At 73.6% G+C, this 13,970-nt stretch carries 15 protein-coding genes; 10 read left to right on the forward strand and 5 right to left on the reverse strand.

Annotated elements, in window-relative coordinates; translation table 11 throughout:
* Window positions 1-105: 105 nt before the first annotated feature.
* Window positions 106-1,164 carry a hypothetical protein gene (locus tag ACIA79_RS31390; protein WP_399431792.1) on the reverse strand — a complete coding sequence of 353 codons (1,059 nt, stop codon included), beginning with the start codon at window positions 1,162-1,164 and terminating at the stop codon, window positions 106-108.
* 174 nt (window positions 1,165-1,338) lie between these two features.
* On the opposite strand from ACIA79_RS31390, the gene dapD reads away from it, so the two are divergent.
* The 6 genes from dapD (at window position 1,339) to ACIA79_RS31420 (ending at window position 4,668) form a co-directional block, all read left to right on the forward strand.
* Window positions 1,339-2,331, forward strand: a complete 993-nt coding sequence (gene dapD, locus ACIA79_RS31395; RefSeq protein WP_399431793.1) for a 2,3,4,5-tetrahydropyridine-2,6-dicarboxylate N-succinyltransferase — start codon at window positions 1,339-1,341, stop codon at window positions 2,329-2,331.
* Window positions 2,332-2,426: 95 nt separating this feature from the next.
* Window positions 2,427-2,636, forward strand: coding sequence for a hypothetical protein (locus tag ACIA79_RS31400; protein ID WP_399431794.1), 210 nt, complete (start codon window positions 2,427-2,429; stop codon window positions 2,634-2,636).
* Between the two features lie 136 nt (window positions 2,637-2,772).
* Window positions 2,773-3,162, forward strand: a complete 390-nt coding sequence (locus ACIA79_RS31405; RefSeq protein ID WP_399431795.1) for a phage holin family protein — start codon at window positions 2,773-2,775, stop codon at window positions 3,160-3,162.
* Entirely contained in the window at window positions 3,159-3,419 is a 261-nt protein-coding gene (locus ACIA79_RS31410) for a DUF3618 domain-containing protein (RefSeq protein ID WP_399431796.1), read from the forward strand. Before ACIA79_RS31405 ends, ACIA79_RS31410 begins: the two co-directional genes overlap by 4 nt.
* 56 nt (window positions 3,420-3,475) lie before the next feature.
* Entirely contained in the window at window positions 3,476-3,724 is a 249-nt protein-coding gene (locus ACIA79_RS31415) for a DUF4235 domain-containing protein (RefSeq protein ID WP_399431862.1), read from the forward strand.
* A gap of 224 nt (window positions 3,725-3,948) precedes the next feature.
* Window positions 3,949-4,668 carry an antibiotic biosynthesis monooxygenase gene (locus ACIA79_RS31420; RefSeq protein ID WP_399431797.1) on the forward strand — a complete coding sequence of 240 codons (720 nt, stop codon included), beginning with the start codon at window positions 3,949-3,951 and terminating at the stop codon, window positions 4,666-4,668.
* 34 nt (window positions 4,669-4,702) lie between these two features.
* Here the strand turns inward: ACIA79_RS31420 and ACIA79_RS31425 are convergent, their stop codons facing one another.
* Window positions 4,703-6,574 (reverse strand): endonuclease/exonuclease/phosphatase family protein, encoded by a 1,872-nt coding sequence (locus ACIA79_RS31425; RefSeq protein WP_399431798.1) that lies wholly within the window; start codon window positions 6,572-6,574, stop codon window positions 4,703-4,705.
* A gap of 209 nt (window positions 6,575-6,783) precedes the next feature.
* On the opposite strand from ACIA79_RS31425, the gene ACIA79_RS31430 reads away from it, so the two are divergent.
* Window positions 6,784-8,256 (forward strand): hypothetical protein, encoded by a 1,473-nt coding sequence (locus tag ACIA79_RS31430; RefSeq protein WP_399431799.1) that lies wholly within the window; start codon window positions 6,784-6,786, stop codon window positions 8,254-8,256.
* Between the two features lie 155 nt (window positions 8,257-8,411).
* Here ACIA79_RS31430 and ACIA79_RS31435 read toward each other — a convergent pair whose 3' ends face one another.
* From ACIA79_RS31435 to ACIA79_RS31445, 3 genes are read right to left on the reverse strand one after another with little or no spacing between them, the layout of a single operon-like run.
* Window positions 8,412-9,602 carry a TerD family protein gene (locus ACIA79_RS31435; protein ID WP_399431800.1) on the reverse strand — a complete coding sequence of 397 codons (1,191 nt, stop codon included), beginning with the start codon at window positions 9,600-9,602 and terminating at the stop codon, window positions 8,412-8,414.
* Between the two features lie 36 nt (window positions 9,603-9,638).
* Window positions 9,639-9,869, reverse strand: coding sequence for a hypothetical protein (locus ACIA79_RS31440; protein ID WP_399431801.1), 231 nt, complete (start codon window positions 9,867-9,869; stop codon window positions 9,639-9,641).
* A gap of 51 nt (window positions 9,870-9,920) precedes the next feature.
* Window positions 9,921-10,730, reverse strand: a complete 810-nt coding sequence (locus ACIA79_RS31445) for an NAD-dependent epimerase/dehydratase family protein (RefSeq protein WP_399431802.1) — start codon at window positions 10,728-10,730, stop codon at window positions 9,921-9,923.
* 299 nt (window positions 10,731-11,029) lie between these two features.
* Here ACIA79_RS31445 and ACIA79_RS31450 point away from each other — a divergent pair, with 299 nt between their 5' ends.
* The 3 genes from ACIA79_RS31450 to ACIA79_RS31460 all read left to right on the forward strand — a co-directional run bounded on the left by ACIA79_RS31450 (window position 11,030) and on the right by ACIA79_RS31460 (window position 13,959).
* A complete protein-coding gene (locus tag ACIA79_RS31450) occupies window positions 11,030-11,971 on the forward strand; it encodes a 5-dehydro-4-deoxyglucarate dehydratase (RefSeq protein WP_399431804.1) in 942 nt (313 codons plus the stop codon).
* Window positions 11,971-13,182, forward strand: a complete 1,212-nt coding sequence (locus tag ACIA79_RS31455) for a hypothetical protein (RefSeq protein ID WP_399431806.1) — start codon at window positions 11,971-11,973, stop codon at window positions 13,180-13,182. Before ACIA79_RS31450 ends, ACIA79_RS31455 begins: the two co-directional genes overlap by 1 nt.
* A gap of 138 nt (window positions 13,183-13,320) precedes the next feature.
* The gene (locus tag ACIA79_RS31460) at window positions 13,321-13,959 is read left to right on the forward strand and encodes a GntR family transcriptional regulator (protein ID WP_399431807.1); all 639 of its coding nucleotides are present in this window, start codon (window positions 13,321-13,323) and stop codon (window positions 13,957-13,959) included.
* Window positions 13,960-13,970: the final 11 nt, after the last annotated feature.

The following is a 13,970-nucleotide window of genomic DNA, read 5'->3' on the forward strand; positions in this document are numbered from 1 at the left end:
CCCGCCCGCCCCCCCCGCCCCCCCCCCCCCCCCCCCCCGGCCCCGCGGGGGGGGCCCCCCCCCCGGGGCCCCCCCGGGGCCCCACGGCCGTTTCCGGGCAGCGGATCAGGGTGCCGCGGCCGCGGGCGGGACGGCCGCCGCCTCGGCGAGGGCCGGAGCCAGGCTCTCCTTGCGGATGCGCTGGTCGACGTAGAGCAGCCCCGTCACGAGCTGGGGGTAGGCGGCCGTCAGGATCTGCCCCACCACCTGGGTGAGCAGCCCGAACACCAGCGCCGTCACGATGACGGCGATCATGGTCGCGCCGTCCTGGCCGTCCTCCCCGACAGCGGGGCCGGGGACCAGGGACAGGAGGGAGAAGGGCAGCTGGATGACGTAGCTCGCGATCGCGGCGAGCAGCCAGCCCGCCAGGGAGATGCCGAAGATCCGCCACCAGGAGCCGCGCACGAGGTGTGACGAACGGGTCATCGCGGCGAGCGTGCCCTGGCCCTCGAAGACGGCCGCCGCCGGGGCGAGGCTGAACCTCACCCACAGCCAGACGGCCAGGACGCCGGTGGCCAGCGCGCCGAGGAAGCCGGCCGCGATCACCCAGCCGTAGCCCGCGAACTCCAGGTCGCCGGTGCCGAGCGCGGCGAAGAGCGAGAGGAACAACGCGCCGAACGCCACCGCGAACAGCAGCAGCGGGACCACCGCGATCAGGCCCGTGAGGAGCACGGTGCCGAGCACCGCGGCCAGCCGCGGCCGTACGCGGCGCCAGACGGTGGCGAGGGTGGTGGTCCGGCCCAGCACCGCGTCCTGGAGCACGGCGGGGCAGCTCGCGTGGATCACCGCGTGGGCGACGAGCAGGAGCAGCACGCCCACGGCGTACAGCCCGCCCAGGGTGACCAGGAGCGGTACGAGGCCCTCGTCGGAGTCCGGCAGGCGCGCGATGTCGTCCCGGAGGGCGGAGTACGCGACGAGGAGCGCCCCGCCAAAGACCAGGACCGCCACTCCGTACGCGGCGGCCGCCAGGCCCAGCAGCTGCTTCCAGTGGCGGCCGAGCGCCGAGAGCGCGCCGCCCAGGACGTCGCCGACGCCGAGCGGGGCGAGCGGTATCACTCCGGGCCTGGGCGGCGGAGGAGGAGCCCAGCCGCCCCAGCCCGGTCCCCACCCCATGTGCTGCGTCATGTGTCGTCCACTGCTTCCTGTTGATCTTCCCCCTGACGTGGACACGTTATACGGCCGCCCGGCGCACGCTCGTACACCGCCGGCGGCGCCCGGGGCCACGGCGGCGGCCGCGGGAGACGTTCGGCGGGTGAGACCGGTTCGCCTGAGCGGGGGAGCGACGGTTAGGTTTCCTGCATGACTTCTGCACCGTCCGCACCACGCACCACCGGCGCCGTGGCCGCCGGCCTCGCCACCATCGCCGGCGACGGAACCGTTCTCGACACCTGGTTCCCCGCCCCCGAGCTCACCGAGGCCCCCGGGCCCGCCGGGACCGAGCGGCTCACCGCCGACCAGGCCGTCGAAGCCCTCGGGGAAGGCGCGGCCAAGGCCATCGGCGCCGACGCGCGCCGCGGCGTCGAGGTCGTCGCCGTGCGCACCGTCATCGCCTCCCTCGACGACAAGCCGCTCGACGCGCACGACGTCTACCTGCGCCTGCACCTGCTCAGCCACCGGCTGGTCGCGCCGCACGGCCAGAACCTGGACGGCATCTTCGGCCTGCTCGCCAACGTCGCCTGGACCTCCCTGGGCCCCGTCGCCGTCGACGACATCGAGAAGGTCCGGCTCAACGCCCGCGCCGAGGGCCTGCACCTCCAGGTCACCAGCGTCGACAAGTTCCCGCGCATGACGGACTACGTGCTGCCCAAGGGCGTCCGCATCGCCGACGCCGACCGCGTCCGGCTCGGCGCGCACCTCGGCGCCGGCACCACCGTCATGCACGAGGGCTTCGTCAACTTCAACGCCGGCACCCTCGGCACCTCCATGGTCGAGGGCCGCATCTCCGCCGGCGTCGTCGTCGGCGACGGCTCCGACATCGGCGGCGGCGCCTCCACCATGGGCACCCTCTCCGGCGGCGGCAACGTCATCATCTCCATCGGCGAGCGCTGCCTCGTCGGCGCCGAGGCGGGCGTGGGTATCGCCCTCGGCGACGAGTGCGTCGTCGAAGCCGGGCTGTACGTCACCGCCGGTACGCGCGTGACGATGCCCGACGGCCAGGTCGTGAAGGCCCGCGAGCTGTCCGGCGCCTCCCACATCCTCTTCCGCCGCAACTCGGTCACCGGCGCCGTCGAGGCCCGCCCGAACAACGCGGTGTGGGGCGGGCTCAACGACATCCTCCACAGCCACAACTGATCCGGGTGAATCCGCGTGACCTTTCCGTCCGCAGGACGGATAAACAGGTCAGCACGGATGTCACACGAATCGGCAAAAGGTGAGGGACTGCTCATATGAAGACCGGCAGGCTGATCGTTCCCGGCGTGCTCGCCCTGGCGGCCGTGTTCTCGTCCGGAGCGGCCGCCCGGGCCGACGAGGCCCGCACCGCCCCCGACAGCGGCCATCACGTCACGCTGCTGTCGATCGGCCAGATCGACGACCCGATGGAGGACGTGCTGGAACACGTCTCCCTCCTCGGCAGCAACGAGGTCAACGGCTCCTGAACCAGCCCCCTCGCAGCCCGTCGGCCCCCTGGCCGGCGGGCTGCGTCGTTCCCTGCTCCGGAGCGGTACGTCCCTGGTTCGAAGCGGTACGCGCGGGTACTCGATCCTCCCCGTACGAGATGGGAGGCGATCTGGCATGGCCGGAGAACCGTCGGTCGGCGAGCTGGTGAAGCAGGCGTCGGAACAGCTCTCCGACCTGGTCAAGACCGAGATGCGCACGGCGCAGGCCGAGATGATGCAGAAAGGCAAACGCGCCGGCAAGGGCGGCGGGATGCTGGGCGCGGCGGCCGCCGTCGGCTACGTCGGACTGATCGGGGTCTGGGCCACCGTGGCCGCGCTGCTCAACCTCGCCCTGGACGTCTGGGCGTCGGTGCTCATCGCCACCGTACTGTTCCTGGTACTGGCGGGCGTCCTCGCGGCCCTGGGCCGCAGCCAGCTGAAGCGCGCGGTGCCGCCCAAGCCCGAGCGGGCGATCGACGGGATGCGTTCCGACGTCCACGAGATCAAGGAGAGGGTCCACCGATGACACGTCGTGAGGCGCCCAAAGCCCCGGGACCTGACGAGCTGCGCCGCGAGGCGGCCCGCAAGCGCCAGGAACTGGGCGAGACCATCGACCAGCTGATGGCCAGGACGGACGTGAAGGCACGCGCCGCCCACCTGGTGCACGACAAGACCCCCGAGCCCGTCCGGCAGCACCCCCGCCAGATCCTGGCCGCCGTCGCCATGGTGGCGGTGGCGGGCATCGCGGTGTGGCAGCTCCGCCGGACCGGGAAGTGGGGGTGACCGGCGTGGCCGGCAAGCCGTACAAGAACAAGCAGAAGAAAAAGAAGAAGCAGAAGATGTTCTACCGGCCCGTCGGCATCCTGCTCGGCATGGCCGGGGGTGCCCTCGCCAGCACCCTCTTCTCCCGCGCATGGGCGGCCGTCGGCAACGGGGACGCGCCGGACGCCATGGACGAGGAACGGGAGTGGAAGGAGATCCTGCTGGCCGCCGCACTGCAAGGCGCGATCTTCGCGGTGGTCAAGGCGGCGGTGGACCGCTCCGGCGCCCTGGGGGTCCGCCGGCTGACAGGGACCTGGCCGGGCTGACCGCGCCGGCGGCGCCGCGCCCCCCGGCTGGTCGCCCCACCCCGTCACCCCTGCGTCGCGACACCCCTTCATCACGCCACCCCGTCATCGCACCGCCTCGCGCGGCGTGGTGGCGGGGTGGCGTGTGCGGCGGGCCGAACGCCCTTGACCTCAAGTCGACTTGAGATTCCAGGATGGCTGTTGGGCCGCGCCACAGGGGGGCGGCAGCCAGGAGGCAGACAGCCATGAAGGTGATCACCGCATACGGAATCGACGCGCGTCCGGACCTCACCCGCCCCGGGGTCGGGGTCGTGAAGGCCAGTACCTGGCGGGTGGGGACGCCCGAACGGCAGCGCGCCACCGTGGACGCCATCGCCACGGCGTGGCAGAGCCGCGACTGGCCGTTCGACGGGCTCCTGTCGTACACCGTCCACACCGGGGAGGACGGCGACACCCTCTTCCACTACTCGCAGTGGCGGGATGAAGCCGCCTACCGGGAGTTCTTCGCCCGCCACCGCGACGACCGCAACGACGAGATCGACGCGGCCGTGCCCGGCATCGAGCGGGTGGGCATCGCCTCGTACGAGCTCTACCGGCGGCGGGCGCCGGCCGCGGACGGCCGTCGCGTCCCGGGCTGCGTCGTCATCGTGGACGTCGAGTTCGACGGACCGGACGCCGCGCGGCAACGGGACTGGGTGGACGGCGTGTTCGAGGCGCTGGAGAGCGACCCGCGACCGCACCCGGGCGGTATCTCGGGAACCTTCCACACCAGCCTCGACGGCACCCGCGTCCTCAACTACGCCGAGTGGGAGAGCGCGGAGGCCCACATCGAGGCCCTCGCCGCCCCCGGCGACGGGATCGGGAGCGCCACCCCGCAGTGGCGCAAGGTGAAGGCGTACCCGGGCGTCGCCGGCGGCGGCGTGCGGCGGTACACGCCCGCGCTGCACTTCAGCGCGGGCGGGTGACCGCGCCGGCCGCCGGGCGCCCGGCGGCCGGCCGCTACGGGCGGAAGCGCAGCACCTGCGGGTCGTGGTCGCTGTTCTGCTCCGCGAACTCCGCGTTGATGTGGACGCTGTCGTACTCGAAGTGCCGGATCGACGGGCTGGTCAGGATCTGGTCCAGCACCTGGCTGTTGCCCTGGAAGACGTACGAGTACCGCTCGGAGCGCGGCAGCGACAGGACCGCCGGGTACAGCGCGCCCCCGTCGGTCAGCGCCTTCGTCGTCGCCGAGAACTCGAAGTCGTTGATGTCGCCGAGGACGACGACGTCGGCGGTGCGCTGGACCTTCAGGATGTCCTTGACGAAGGTGTTCACCGTCTGGGCCTGCTGCAGGCGCTTGGTCTCGGAGGAACGGTTCGGCGGCTGGTGGTGCGAGACCAGCGACTCGTCACCGCCCTTGGAGCCGAAGTGGTTCGCGATCACGAAGACCGTACGGCCGCGGAAGGTGAACTCGCCCGCGAGCGGCTTGCGGCTGTTGTCCCACGCCGCGTCCGCGGGGGCGATGCGGCCGGGGGAGTGGGTGAGGGCCGCCCGGCCCTGCTCCCGTACGACGCCGGTCGCCGTGGTGGCGTCGCCGCCCGCGCGGTCGGTGAAGGACACGCGCTCGGGGTTGAAGAGGAAGACCTGGCGGATGTTGCCGCCCGGCTCGCCCCCGTCCTTCTTGTCGACCGGGTCGATGCCGCGCCACTCGTACGCCGGGCCGCCCGCGGCGACGATCGCGTCCGTGAACTTCTTCACGGTCTGGTCGGCGGCGACCGTGCCGTCGTTCTTCGCGCCGTTGTTGTCCTGGATCTCCTCCAGGGCGAGGATGTCGGGCGAGGCCAGGTTCTCGACGACGGCCTTGGCCAGCGCGTCGAACTTCTCCTGCGGGTCCGTCGGGTCGAGGTTCTCGACGTTGTACGTCGCCACCGCCAGCTCGCTCGGACGCTGCTTCTCTGTGACCTCGCGCTCCAGGCCCCGGTCGGCGACCGTGCCGAGGGTGCGGGCGGTGAGGGTGTAGCCGCCGTACTGGTTGAAGTCCAGCGGGCCCTCGGTCGTGCCGGTCAGCCAGTCACCGACGTTCGCCTTGGGGAACGGCTGCTGGGCGAGCGGGGTCAGCGACTGGATCTGGAGGCGGCCGGTGTTCTGGGCGGTGTACGAGCCGTAGACCGCGCCGCCGCGCCGGTTCGCGTTCTCGAACGGCTTCACCGTCACCCACAGCTCCGCGTGCGGGTCGGTGGCCCCGACGACGCGGGAGGAGCCGATGCGGACGTTCGTGCCCTCCAGGGACTCGTAGTAGTCCAGGGCGTACGAACCGGGGCGGAGCGTCAGGCCGTTGATGGAGCCGCCGGCCGCCGGGTCGCCCTCGGGCGCGTACGCGGAGGGCACCGAGCGGGCGGAGACGGTCACGGGCGCGGGGAGCGCGTTGCCCGAGGAGACCACGGTGACCGTGGGCTTGGTGATCTGCGTGAGGGACTGGTTGCCGGACGACGTGCCGCCCGGGACGTATTCGGTCACGGTGCCGGAGACGGTGACCGAGTCGCCCACGGCGACGGTCGGGACCGAGCCGGTGTAGACGAACACGCCCTCACTGGTGGCGGGGTCCGCGTCGGCCTGCGGGTCCTGGATCCAGAAGCCGCGGGAGCCGTAGGTGCGCACGCCGGTGACGATGCCCGGGACGGCGGCGACCTGGCGGCCGGCCAGCGGGGATATGCGGGTGGAGCCCTGGATGTCGTGAATGCGTGTCACGTCCGCGCTCGCGCTCGCGTCGTCGGCGAACGCCGAGGGGGAGGCGGCGAGCAGGCCGGCGGCCAGCGCGGCGGCCACGACGGCCGAGACGGCCGCCGCTCTGCGGGCGGTGCTGGACGCGGCTCTCGGCAGGGAGGAAGACATGGAAAGGCTCCGATGATGTGGGAGGTGCGTGAGGGGTTGGATCCGGACAACAGATCTACGCGCGTCAATGTCTTGTGTGGGCCGGGTACTTGTCAAGGGTTGCCGGGTGTACGGGCGTTGACCGGTACATGAACCAGCGGACATGCACCCAAATGCGTCTACGCTGGGGCCCGCCCGAACCCGTCCCCGTTTCCGAGGAGAGACCCCTGATGTCGTCAGACCGCCCCACCCTGCCGCCGGTGCGGCTGCCCTCGGACGCGGAGCTGGCGCGGGACGCGCTCGCCGCCCCGTTGCTGGCCCGGGCCGTCCGGCTCGCCCGCTGGGCGGGACCGCAGACCCGGGTCGGCGCCGGGGGCGAGCTGGTGGAGGAGCTGCTGCCGGCCGCCGCCGAGGCGCTCGGGCTGGCGGCGGACGAGGACGGGGCGGCGTACGCGAGCGAGGCCTGGCGGGTCGCCGTCGACACCGGGCTGGTCGAGGTCGAGGAGCCGGCGGAGGAAGCCGGTCACGGCGCGGTGGAGGCGGGCGAGAACCTCCCGCTGGTGACGGGCGGTTCACCGCAGGACGTGCTGGCCCTGTGGCTGGACGGCCTGGAGACGGTGTTCGCGGACGCGACCGCACCGCTGCTCGACGACTTCGCGGACGTCATCGGCGACAACGGCGAGATCGACCTGGAGGCGCTGGACTGGGACCCCGAGCGCGAGGCGGACTTCCTCGACGGGGTGCTGGGGAACCTGTACCTGCTGTCCGTGACGGAGACGGGCGCCGGCGGTGCGGCCGACGCCGGGACGGGACCCGGCCCGGTGCCGCTGCCCGCCCTCGCGGCGTCGATGATCGTGCCGGACGACATGGGGGAGCCCACCGACGACATCCTGGAGCAGGTGTCGGAGGCCATGATGCGGCTGGACGACCAGTTCCGCGTGCTGGAGCCCATCGGGCTGGTCGAGTACACCCCGGTCGACGAGGCGCTGATGGCGGAGGAGGGCGACGAGGAGACCGTCGCGGTCGGCGACGACGAGGACGTCTCCCGGTACGGGCTGGTGCGGCTCACGCCGCTGGGCCTGTACGGGGTGCGCCAGCGCATGCTGGAGGCGGGCGTCGCGGCGCCGGCCGTCGGCGAGCTGGCGGACAAGGGCGCCGACGTGCTGCTGACGGGCGTCGCCCGCTTCCCCGAGGCGTCGGCGCGGGCCGAGACCGCCGAGTGGCTGGCGCGGCGGGAGCCGCCGGCCGCGGCGCGGGAGCTGCTCGCGGCGGCGAAGGGCACCGACCCGGGCTCGCCGCTGCGCCGCCTCCACTGCCAGCAGGCCCTCGCCCTCGCGGGCACGGAGGCGGAGCCCGCCGTACGGGAGGTGCTGGACGACCCCGAGCTGGGCGGGCTGGCCCGGGTGTGGCTCGCGGAGCGGGGCGCGGCCGATGTGCCGGCGCCGCCCGAGTCGATGATCTTCTGGCTGGCCATCGACACGATCGCGGCGCAGCTCGACGCGGAGGGCGAGCTGGAGGAGCTCCAGGACCTCGTGGAGGGCCTGACCGGCCAGCACAGCGGCTTCTTCGACGCGGCCTGGCGGGTGGAGCACCCGGCGACCCCCGAGGTGCTGGAGGCGATGGGCCGTCTGCACCGGGACAAGCGGATCGCCAAGGAGGCGCGCAAGGCCGCCTTCAAGGCCCGCTCGCGCGGGGGCGCGTGACGGGGCACCGGCCCGTCACGTGGTGACGGGCCGGCCCACCGTCCGCCCGGCGCCGGCGAAGGCCCGGGACGCGGAGGTTTCCGGCCCCGGCGCGGGCCGGGACGCCGGGGACCTCCTCGGCCTCACGGCGGCGCACCGCCGGGAGGCGGGGCGCGCTACAGGGCCTGGGCGGCCGGCTTCACCATCCCGCGGACCGTACGGGACTTCACGAACTCGCCCATCGCCGTCATCTCCCACTCGCCCGAGAACTGCTTGATGAGCTTGGCCATCATCACGCCGGTCTGCGGCTCGGCGGTGGTGAGGTCGAAGCGGACCAGCTCCTCGCCGGTCGCGGCGTCCATCAGACGGCAGTAGGCCTTGGCGACCTCGGTGAACTTCTGCCCGGAGAAGGAGTTCACCGTGAAGACCAGGCCCGTCGCATCGGCGGGCAGCCGGCCGAGGTCGACCGTGATCACCTCGTCGTCGCCGGCGCCCTCGCCCGTGAGGTTGTCGCCGGAGTGCTTGATCGCACCGCCGAGGATGGAGAGCTTGCCGAAGTAGCAGCTGTCCAGGTGGTTGCGCTGGGGGCCGTAGGCGATGACGGAGGCGTCGAGGTCGATGTCCTTGCCGCGGTACGCGGGCTCCCAGCCGAGGCCCATCCTGACCTGGGAGAGCAGCGGGCGACCGCCCTTGACGAGGGAGACGGTCTGGTTCTTCTGGAGGCTGACCCGGCCCTTGTCGAGGTTGATCTTCCCGGAGGCGGGCGCGGCGGCGGGCGCCGCCGGGGGAGCGGCCGGGGCCGCGGGCGCGGCGACCGGCGCGGGCGCCGCGGGGGCGGCGGCGGGTGCCGGGGCCGCCGCTGGCTCCTCGTCCACGGACACGCCGAAGTCGGTGGCGATCCCGGCCAGCCCGTCGGCGTACCCCTGGCCGACCGCGCGGGCCTTCCAGGCGCCGCCCCGCCGGTAGATCTCGACGATGACCAGTGCGGTCTCGGTGCCGAGCCGCGGCGGGGTGAAGGTGGCGAGCACGGTGCCGTCGTCGGCGTTGCGTACGGTCGCCGTCGGCTCGACGCCCTGGAAGGTCTGCCCGGCGGCGTCCGGGCTGGCGGTGACGACGATCTTCTCGATGCCGGGCGGCACGGAGGAGGTGTCCACGGTGATCGCGTCGGGGGCGGTGCCGCCGCCGGAGCGGTAGGTGACACCGGGGCCGGCGGGCTGGTTGTAGAAGATGAAGTCGTCGTCGGAGCGCACCTTGCCGTCGGCGGTGAGCAGCAGGCCCGATACGTCGAGGCGCACGGGCGCGGAGACGTCCACCGCCACCCGGGTGGCGGTGAGGGGGATGTTCGAGCCGGGGGTCATAGCTGTCATGCCTGGCGTAACGAGCGGAGCCCCTTTGCCGTTCCCTTACCTGCGGCCACTCCGGTTACGGGGTTGGTCACGGACCGCCCGTTCGTTGCCGTGCCTGTACGCGCCGGTCCAGCGCGCCATCACCGGCTGGGCGTCGCCGGACGCGGCCTCGGCGCGGAACTTCTCCGCCCGGGCGCCGCGCAGGGTGCCGGCGGGGCGGCCGTGGTGGGTGATCCCGACGGTGCCGTCGGCGTGGGACACGTAGTGGAAGCCGTGGGGTCGGGGCATGAGCGGCATCCTGTCCTGCCCGTGCCGCGTCCGTCACCGGATCAACGGCGGTCAGTGCGGCCACTGCGGCGGGTTCGTCGTGAAGTGCCCGCCGAGGACGGTGTGCTCGGGCCGGGTGTCGTCCAGTTCGCCCTGCTCGGCGAGGAGCTTCTCCGCGTACTGCTCCGAGTCGTCCCGCGGGTCGTAGCCGAGCGCCCGCGCCGAGGACAGGTCCCACCACAGGCGGGTGTTGGCGGACGAGCCGTACACGACGGTGTGGCCGACGCCTTCGGCGGTGAGGGCGGCGTGGAAGAGGCGGGCGCCGTCGCCGGGGCTCAGCCAGACGGAGAGCATCCGCACCGAGGCGGGTTCCATGAAGCAGGAGCCGATCCGTACGGAGACGGTCTCGATGCCGTGCCGGTCCCAGTAGAGCTGGGCGAGGTCCTCGCCGAAGCACTTGGACAGGCCGTAGAACGTGTCGGGCCGGTGCGGCGCGTCGACGGGGATCAACGGGTCGCCCGCGCGGGGGCGGGGCGTGTACCCGACGGCGTGGTTGCTGGACGCGAAGACGACCCGGCGGACGCCCGCCTCGCGGGCCGCCTCGTACAGGTGGTAGGTGCCTTCGATGTTGGCGCGCAGGATCTTCTCGAAGGGCGCCTCCAGTGAGATGCCCGCCAGGTGGAGGACCGCGTCGACCCCCCGGACCGCCTCGCGCAGCGCCTCGCGGTCGGCGAGGTCCGCGGTGATCGCGTCCGGTTCGCCCTCGATGGGAGCCATGTCGAGGAGGCGGAGCCGGTATCCGTACGCGGGCAGCAGCCCCCGCATCAGGGTGCCGACGCCGCCGGCGGCGCCGGTGAGCAGGACGGTGCGGGGAGCGGGCATGGTCGGTCTCCTCAAGGGGCGGTGCGGCGGCTCGACGGCGCGGCTGTCTCCGCGCGGCGCGGTGTCCGCCGGGGCTCGGTGTACCCATGTGCGTGGATCGGATTCACAAGCGTGGACACGCTAGAGAGGCGGACGGAACAGCGTCAAGTGTGGCGTCTGGTGGGCAACTCGGCCTGCCGGTTGCGGAATTCCGTCAAACGGCGCCTTGACCGCCCACTCAGCGCTGCCTTAGCGTGAGGTCGTTCAAGTATGTGTACATGAATCAGATTCATGCACGACCGACTGTCCAGGGAGCGCACGTGACCTCTGCCCCGCTCGCCGCCCGACTCGACGGCCTGCTGTTCTTCCCCGTCACCGCGTACGGACCGGACGGAGCGCTCGACCTGGACGTCTTCCGCGCGCACGTGCGCGGGGGGATCGAGGCCGGAGCCGCCGCCGTGTTCGCCTGCTGCGGCACGGGCGAGTTCCACGCCCTGACGCCCGAGGAGTTCCGTGCCTGCGTCGCCGCCGCCGTGGAGGAGGCCGCCGGGCGGGTGCCGGTCGTCGCCGGAGCCGGCTACGGCACCGCGCTCGCGATCCGGTACGCGCGGCTCGCCGAGGAGGCGGGCGCGGACGGGCTGCTCGTCCTGCCGCCGTACCTCGTCGTGCCCGACCAGGAGGGGCTGCTGCGCCACTACACCGCGCTCGCCGCGGCGACCTCGCTCGACGTCATCGTCTACCAGCGCGACAACGCGGTCCTCACCCCGGCCACCGCCGCCGCCCTCGCCCGCGTCGACCGGATCATCGGCATCAAGGACGGACAGGGCGACCTCGACCTGATGCAGCGCATCATCAGCGCCGTACGCGCCGAAGGGCTCGACCTGCTGTACTTCAACGGGCTGCCGACCGCCGAGCTGACCGGCCCGGCGTACCGCGGCATCGGCGTCACCCTCTACTCGTCCGCCGTCTTCTGCTTCGCCCCCGACATCGCCCTCGCTTTCCACCGGGCGCTGCGGGGCGGCGACGACCCGGTCGTGCACCGGCTCATCGACGGGTTCTACCGGCCGCTGGTCGAACTGCGCGCCCAGGGGCGCGGCTACGCCGTCTCGCTCGTCAAGGCGGCCGTCCGGCTCGGCGGCCTGGATGTCGGCGAGGTCCGCCCGCCCCTCAGCGAACCCGCCCCCGCCCACATCGAGCAGCTGGCGGGGATCGTCGAGCGCGGCCGCGCCCTGCTGGCCGGTCTCCCGGGAGGGGGCCGCTAGTGCGCGCCTCCGCCTTCCTCTACCCCTGGGACGTCATCGGCGACCCGGACGCCGCCGGGCGCATCGCAGCCCTGGGCGTCGAGCAGGTCACCCTCGCCTCCGCGTACCACTCCACCCGGGCCCTGACCCCGCGCCACCCGCGCCACCGGGTCGTCACCGCCGAGCACGCCGCCGTCCTCTACCCGCCCGACGCCGGCCGCTGGGCGGGCCGCCCGTACCGCCCGTACGAGGCCGGGGACTGGGCGCCCGGCGACGCGTACGGCGCGGCCGCCGAGGCGCTCCGCGCGGCCGGGCTGGAGGTGCACACCTGGGTCGTCCTCGCGCACAACTCCCGCCTCGGCGCGGAGCACCCCGAGACCTCGGTGGTCAACGCCTACGGCGACCGCTACCCGTGGGCGCCCTGCATCGCCCGCCCCGAGGTGCGCGCCCTCCTCGTCGGCCTGGCCGCCGAGGCGGCGGTACGGTCCGGCGCGCGCGGCACCGAGCTGGAGTCCTGCGGCTGGTACGGCATGGCCCACCTGCACGCGCACGACAAGACCGCGGGCGTCGCGCTCGGGGACGCGGCCCAGTACTTGATGTCGCTGTGCTTCTGCGGCACCTGCCGCGAGGGGTACGCGGACGAGGGGCTGGACCCCGGTGAGCTGGCGGCCGCCGTGCGCCGCGCCCTGGAGCCGGTGTGGGCCGGCGCGGGCGGCCCGTCCGGCGACGGGTGGCCGGGCGTCGCGGAACTGCTGGGCGCCGGGCCCGCCGCGGCCACGCTGGCCTGGCGCACCCGTGTCGCCCGCGGCTTCCAGGAGGCGGCCGTCACGGCGGTCCGGCAGGCCGCGCCGTCGGACGGGCCCGCCTTCCGCGTCCTGCTGCACGCCGACCCGGCCGTGTACCGCTGCGGGGCCAACCCCGGCGCCGACCCCGCGCACATCCTGTCCGTCGCGGACGGCGTGGTGCTGCCCTGCACGGGCGGCGGCGCGGACGCGGTGCTGCCGCCGTTCGCGGAGCACGCCCGCGGGGACACCGTCCTGGCGGCCAACTTCACGGTCGTCGGCGGCATGGGCGGCTCCCCGGGCACGCTCGCCGCCGACGCGGCCCGCGCGCGCGACCTGGGCGCCGGCGAACTGCGCCTGTACCACGCGGGCCTGGCCTCCGACCGGGACCTGGCGGCGGTCGCGGAGGCCCTGCGCTCGCTGCGCCGGCGACCGTACGCACCCTCGTGACCGGGGCCCGGCCGATCCGGCCGGGTTTCCTCCTGCCGGAACCGTTGACGCGAACCCGTCATCGCCCTACCGTCATCGCGTCGTACTTCGTACGTCATATATGAGACGCGATACGCGAGATATGAGAGCAGCGACCGTATGGCCTTCGCCGCCCCCACCCCGATTCCCAGCCGCACCCAGTACGTCCTGGAGGCGATCAAGCACGCGATCCTCACCGGGCGGCTGGCCCCCGGCAAAGCCCTGGTGGAGACCGAACTGGCCGCGCAGTACGGGGTGTCCAAGACCCCCGTGCGCGAGGCGCTGAAGACGCTCGCGGGCACCGGACTCGTCGTCATGAGCCAGTACAAGGGCGCCACCGTCCGCACCGTGGACGCCGCCATGGCGCACGAGGTCTACGACGTACGGCTGCTGCTCGAACCCGAGGCCCTGCGCCGCACCATCGCGCGCGGCGCGTCCCTCGACGCCGCCGGGCAGGCGCTGGCCGACGCCGACGATGCCGCCGACCAGGCCGAACGGTCCCTCGCCAACCGGGAGTTCCACCGCGCCCTGTACCTTCCGTGCGGCAACCCGCTGCTCGCCAGGATGCTCGACGAGGTGCGCGACCAGGCCGCGCTGGTCTCCACCGTCGCCTGGAGCGCCGAGCCCTCGTGGCGGCGTGAGGCCGAGGAGCACCGCCGGATCCTGGGCCTCGCCCGGGCGGGTGACGCCGACGGTGCCGCGCGGGCCCTCCACGACCACATCGCCTCGTTCGTCGAGCGCGCGTTCCCCGCCGCGTGAAAGCCCCTGAG

The sequence above is a fragment of the Streptomyces sp. NPDC051310 genome, from assembly GCF_044455245.1.
GTDB lineage: Bacteria > Actinomycetota > Actinomycetes > Streptomycetales > Streptomycetaceae > Streptomyces.

Coding starts and splice junctions, on each gene's coding strand:
- ACIA79_RS31390 (WP_399431792.1), bottom strand. CDS start 1,164: ATGACGCAGCACATGGGGTGGGGACCGGGCTGGGGCGGCTGGGCTCCT.
- dapD (WP_399431793.1), top strand. CDS start 1,339: ATGACTTCTGCACCGTCCGCACCACGCACCACCGGCGCCGTGGCCGCC.
- ACIA79_RS31400 (WP_399431794.1), top strand. CDS start 2,427: ATGAAGACCGGCAGGCTGATCGTTCCCGGCGTGCTCGCCCTGGCGGCC.
- ACIA79_RS31405 (WP_399431795.1), top strand. CDS start 2,773: ATGGCCGGAGAACCGTCGGTCGGCGAGCTGGTGAAGCAGGCGTCGGAA.
- ACIA79_RS31410 (WP_399431796.1), top strand. CDS start 3,159: ATGACACGTCGTGAGGCGCCCAAAGCCCCGGGACCTGACGAGCTGCGC.
- ACIA79_RS31415 (WP_399431862.1), top strand. CDS start 3,476: ATGTTCTACCGGCCCGTCGGCATCCTGCTCGGCATGGCCGGGGGTGCC.
- ACIA79_RS31420 (WP_399431797.1), top strand. CDS start 3,949: ATGAAGGTGATCACCGCATACGGAATCGACGCGCGTCCGGACCTCACC.
- ACIA79_RS31425 (WP_399431798.1), bottom strand. CDS start 6,574: ATGTCTTCCTCCCTGCCGAGAGCCGCGTCCAGCACCGCCCGCAGAGCG.
- ACIA79_RS31430 (WP_399431799.1), top strand. CDS start 6,784: ATGTCGTCAGACCGCCCCACCCTGCCGCCGGTGCGGCTGCCCTCGGAC.
- ACIA79_RS31435 (WP_399431800.1), bottom strand. CDS start 9,602: ATGACAGCTATGACCCCCGGCTCGAACATCCCCCTCACCGCCACCCGG.
- ACIA79_RS31440 (WP_399431801.1), bottom strand. CDS start 9,869: ATGCCCCGACCCCACGGCTTCCACTACGTGTCCCACGCCGACGGCACC.
- ACIA79_RS31445 (WP_399431802.1), bottom strand. CDS start 10,730: ATGCCCGCTCCCCGCACCGTCCTGCTCACCGGCGCCGCCGGCGGCGTC.
- ACIA79_RS31460 (WP_399431807.1), top strand. CDS start 13,321: ATGGCCTTCGCCGCCCCCACCCCGATTCCCAGCCGCACCCAGTACGTC.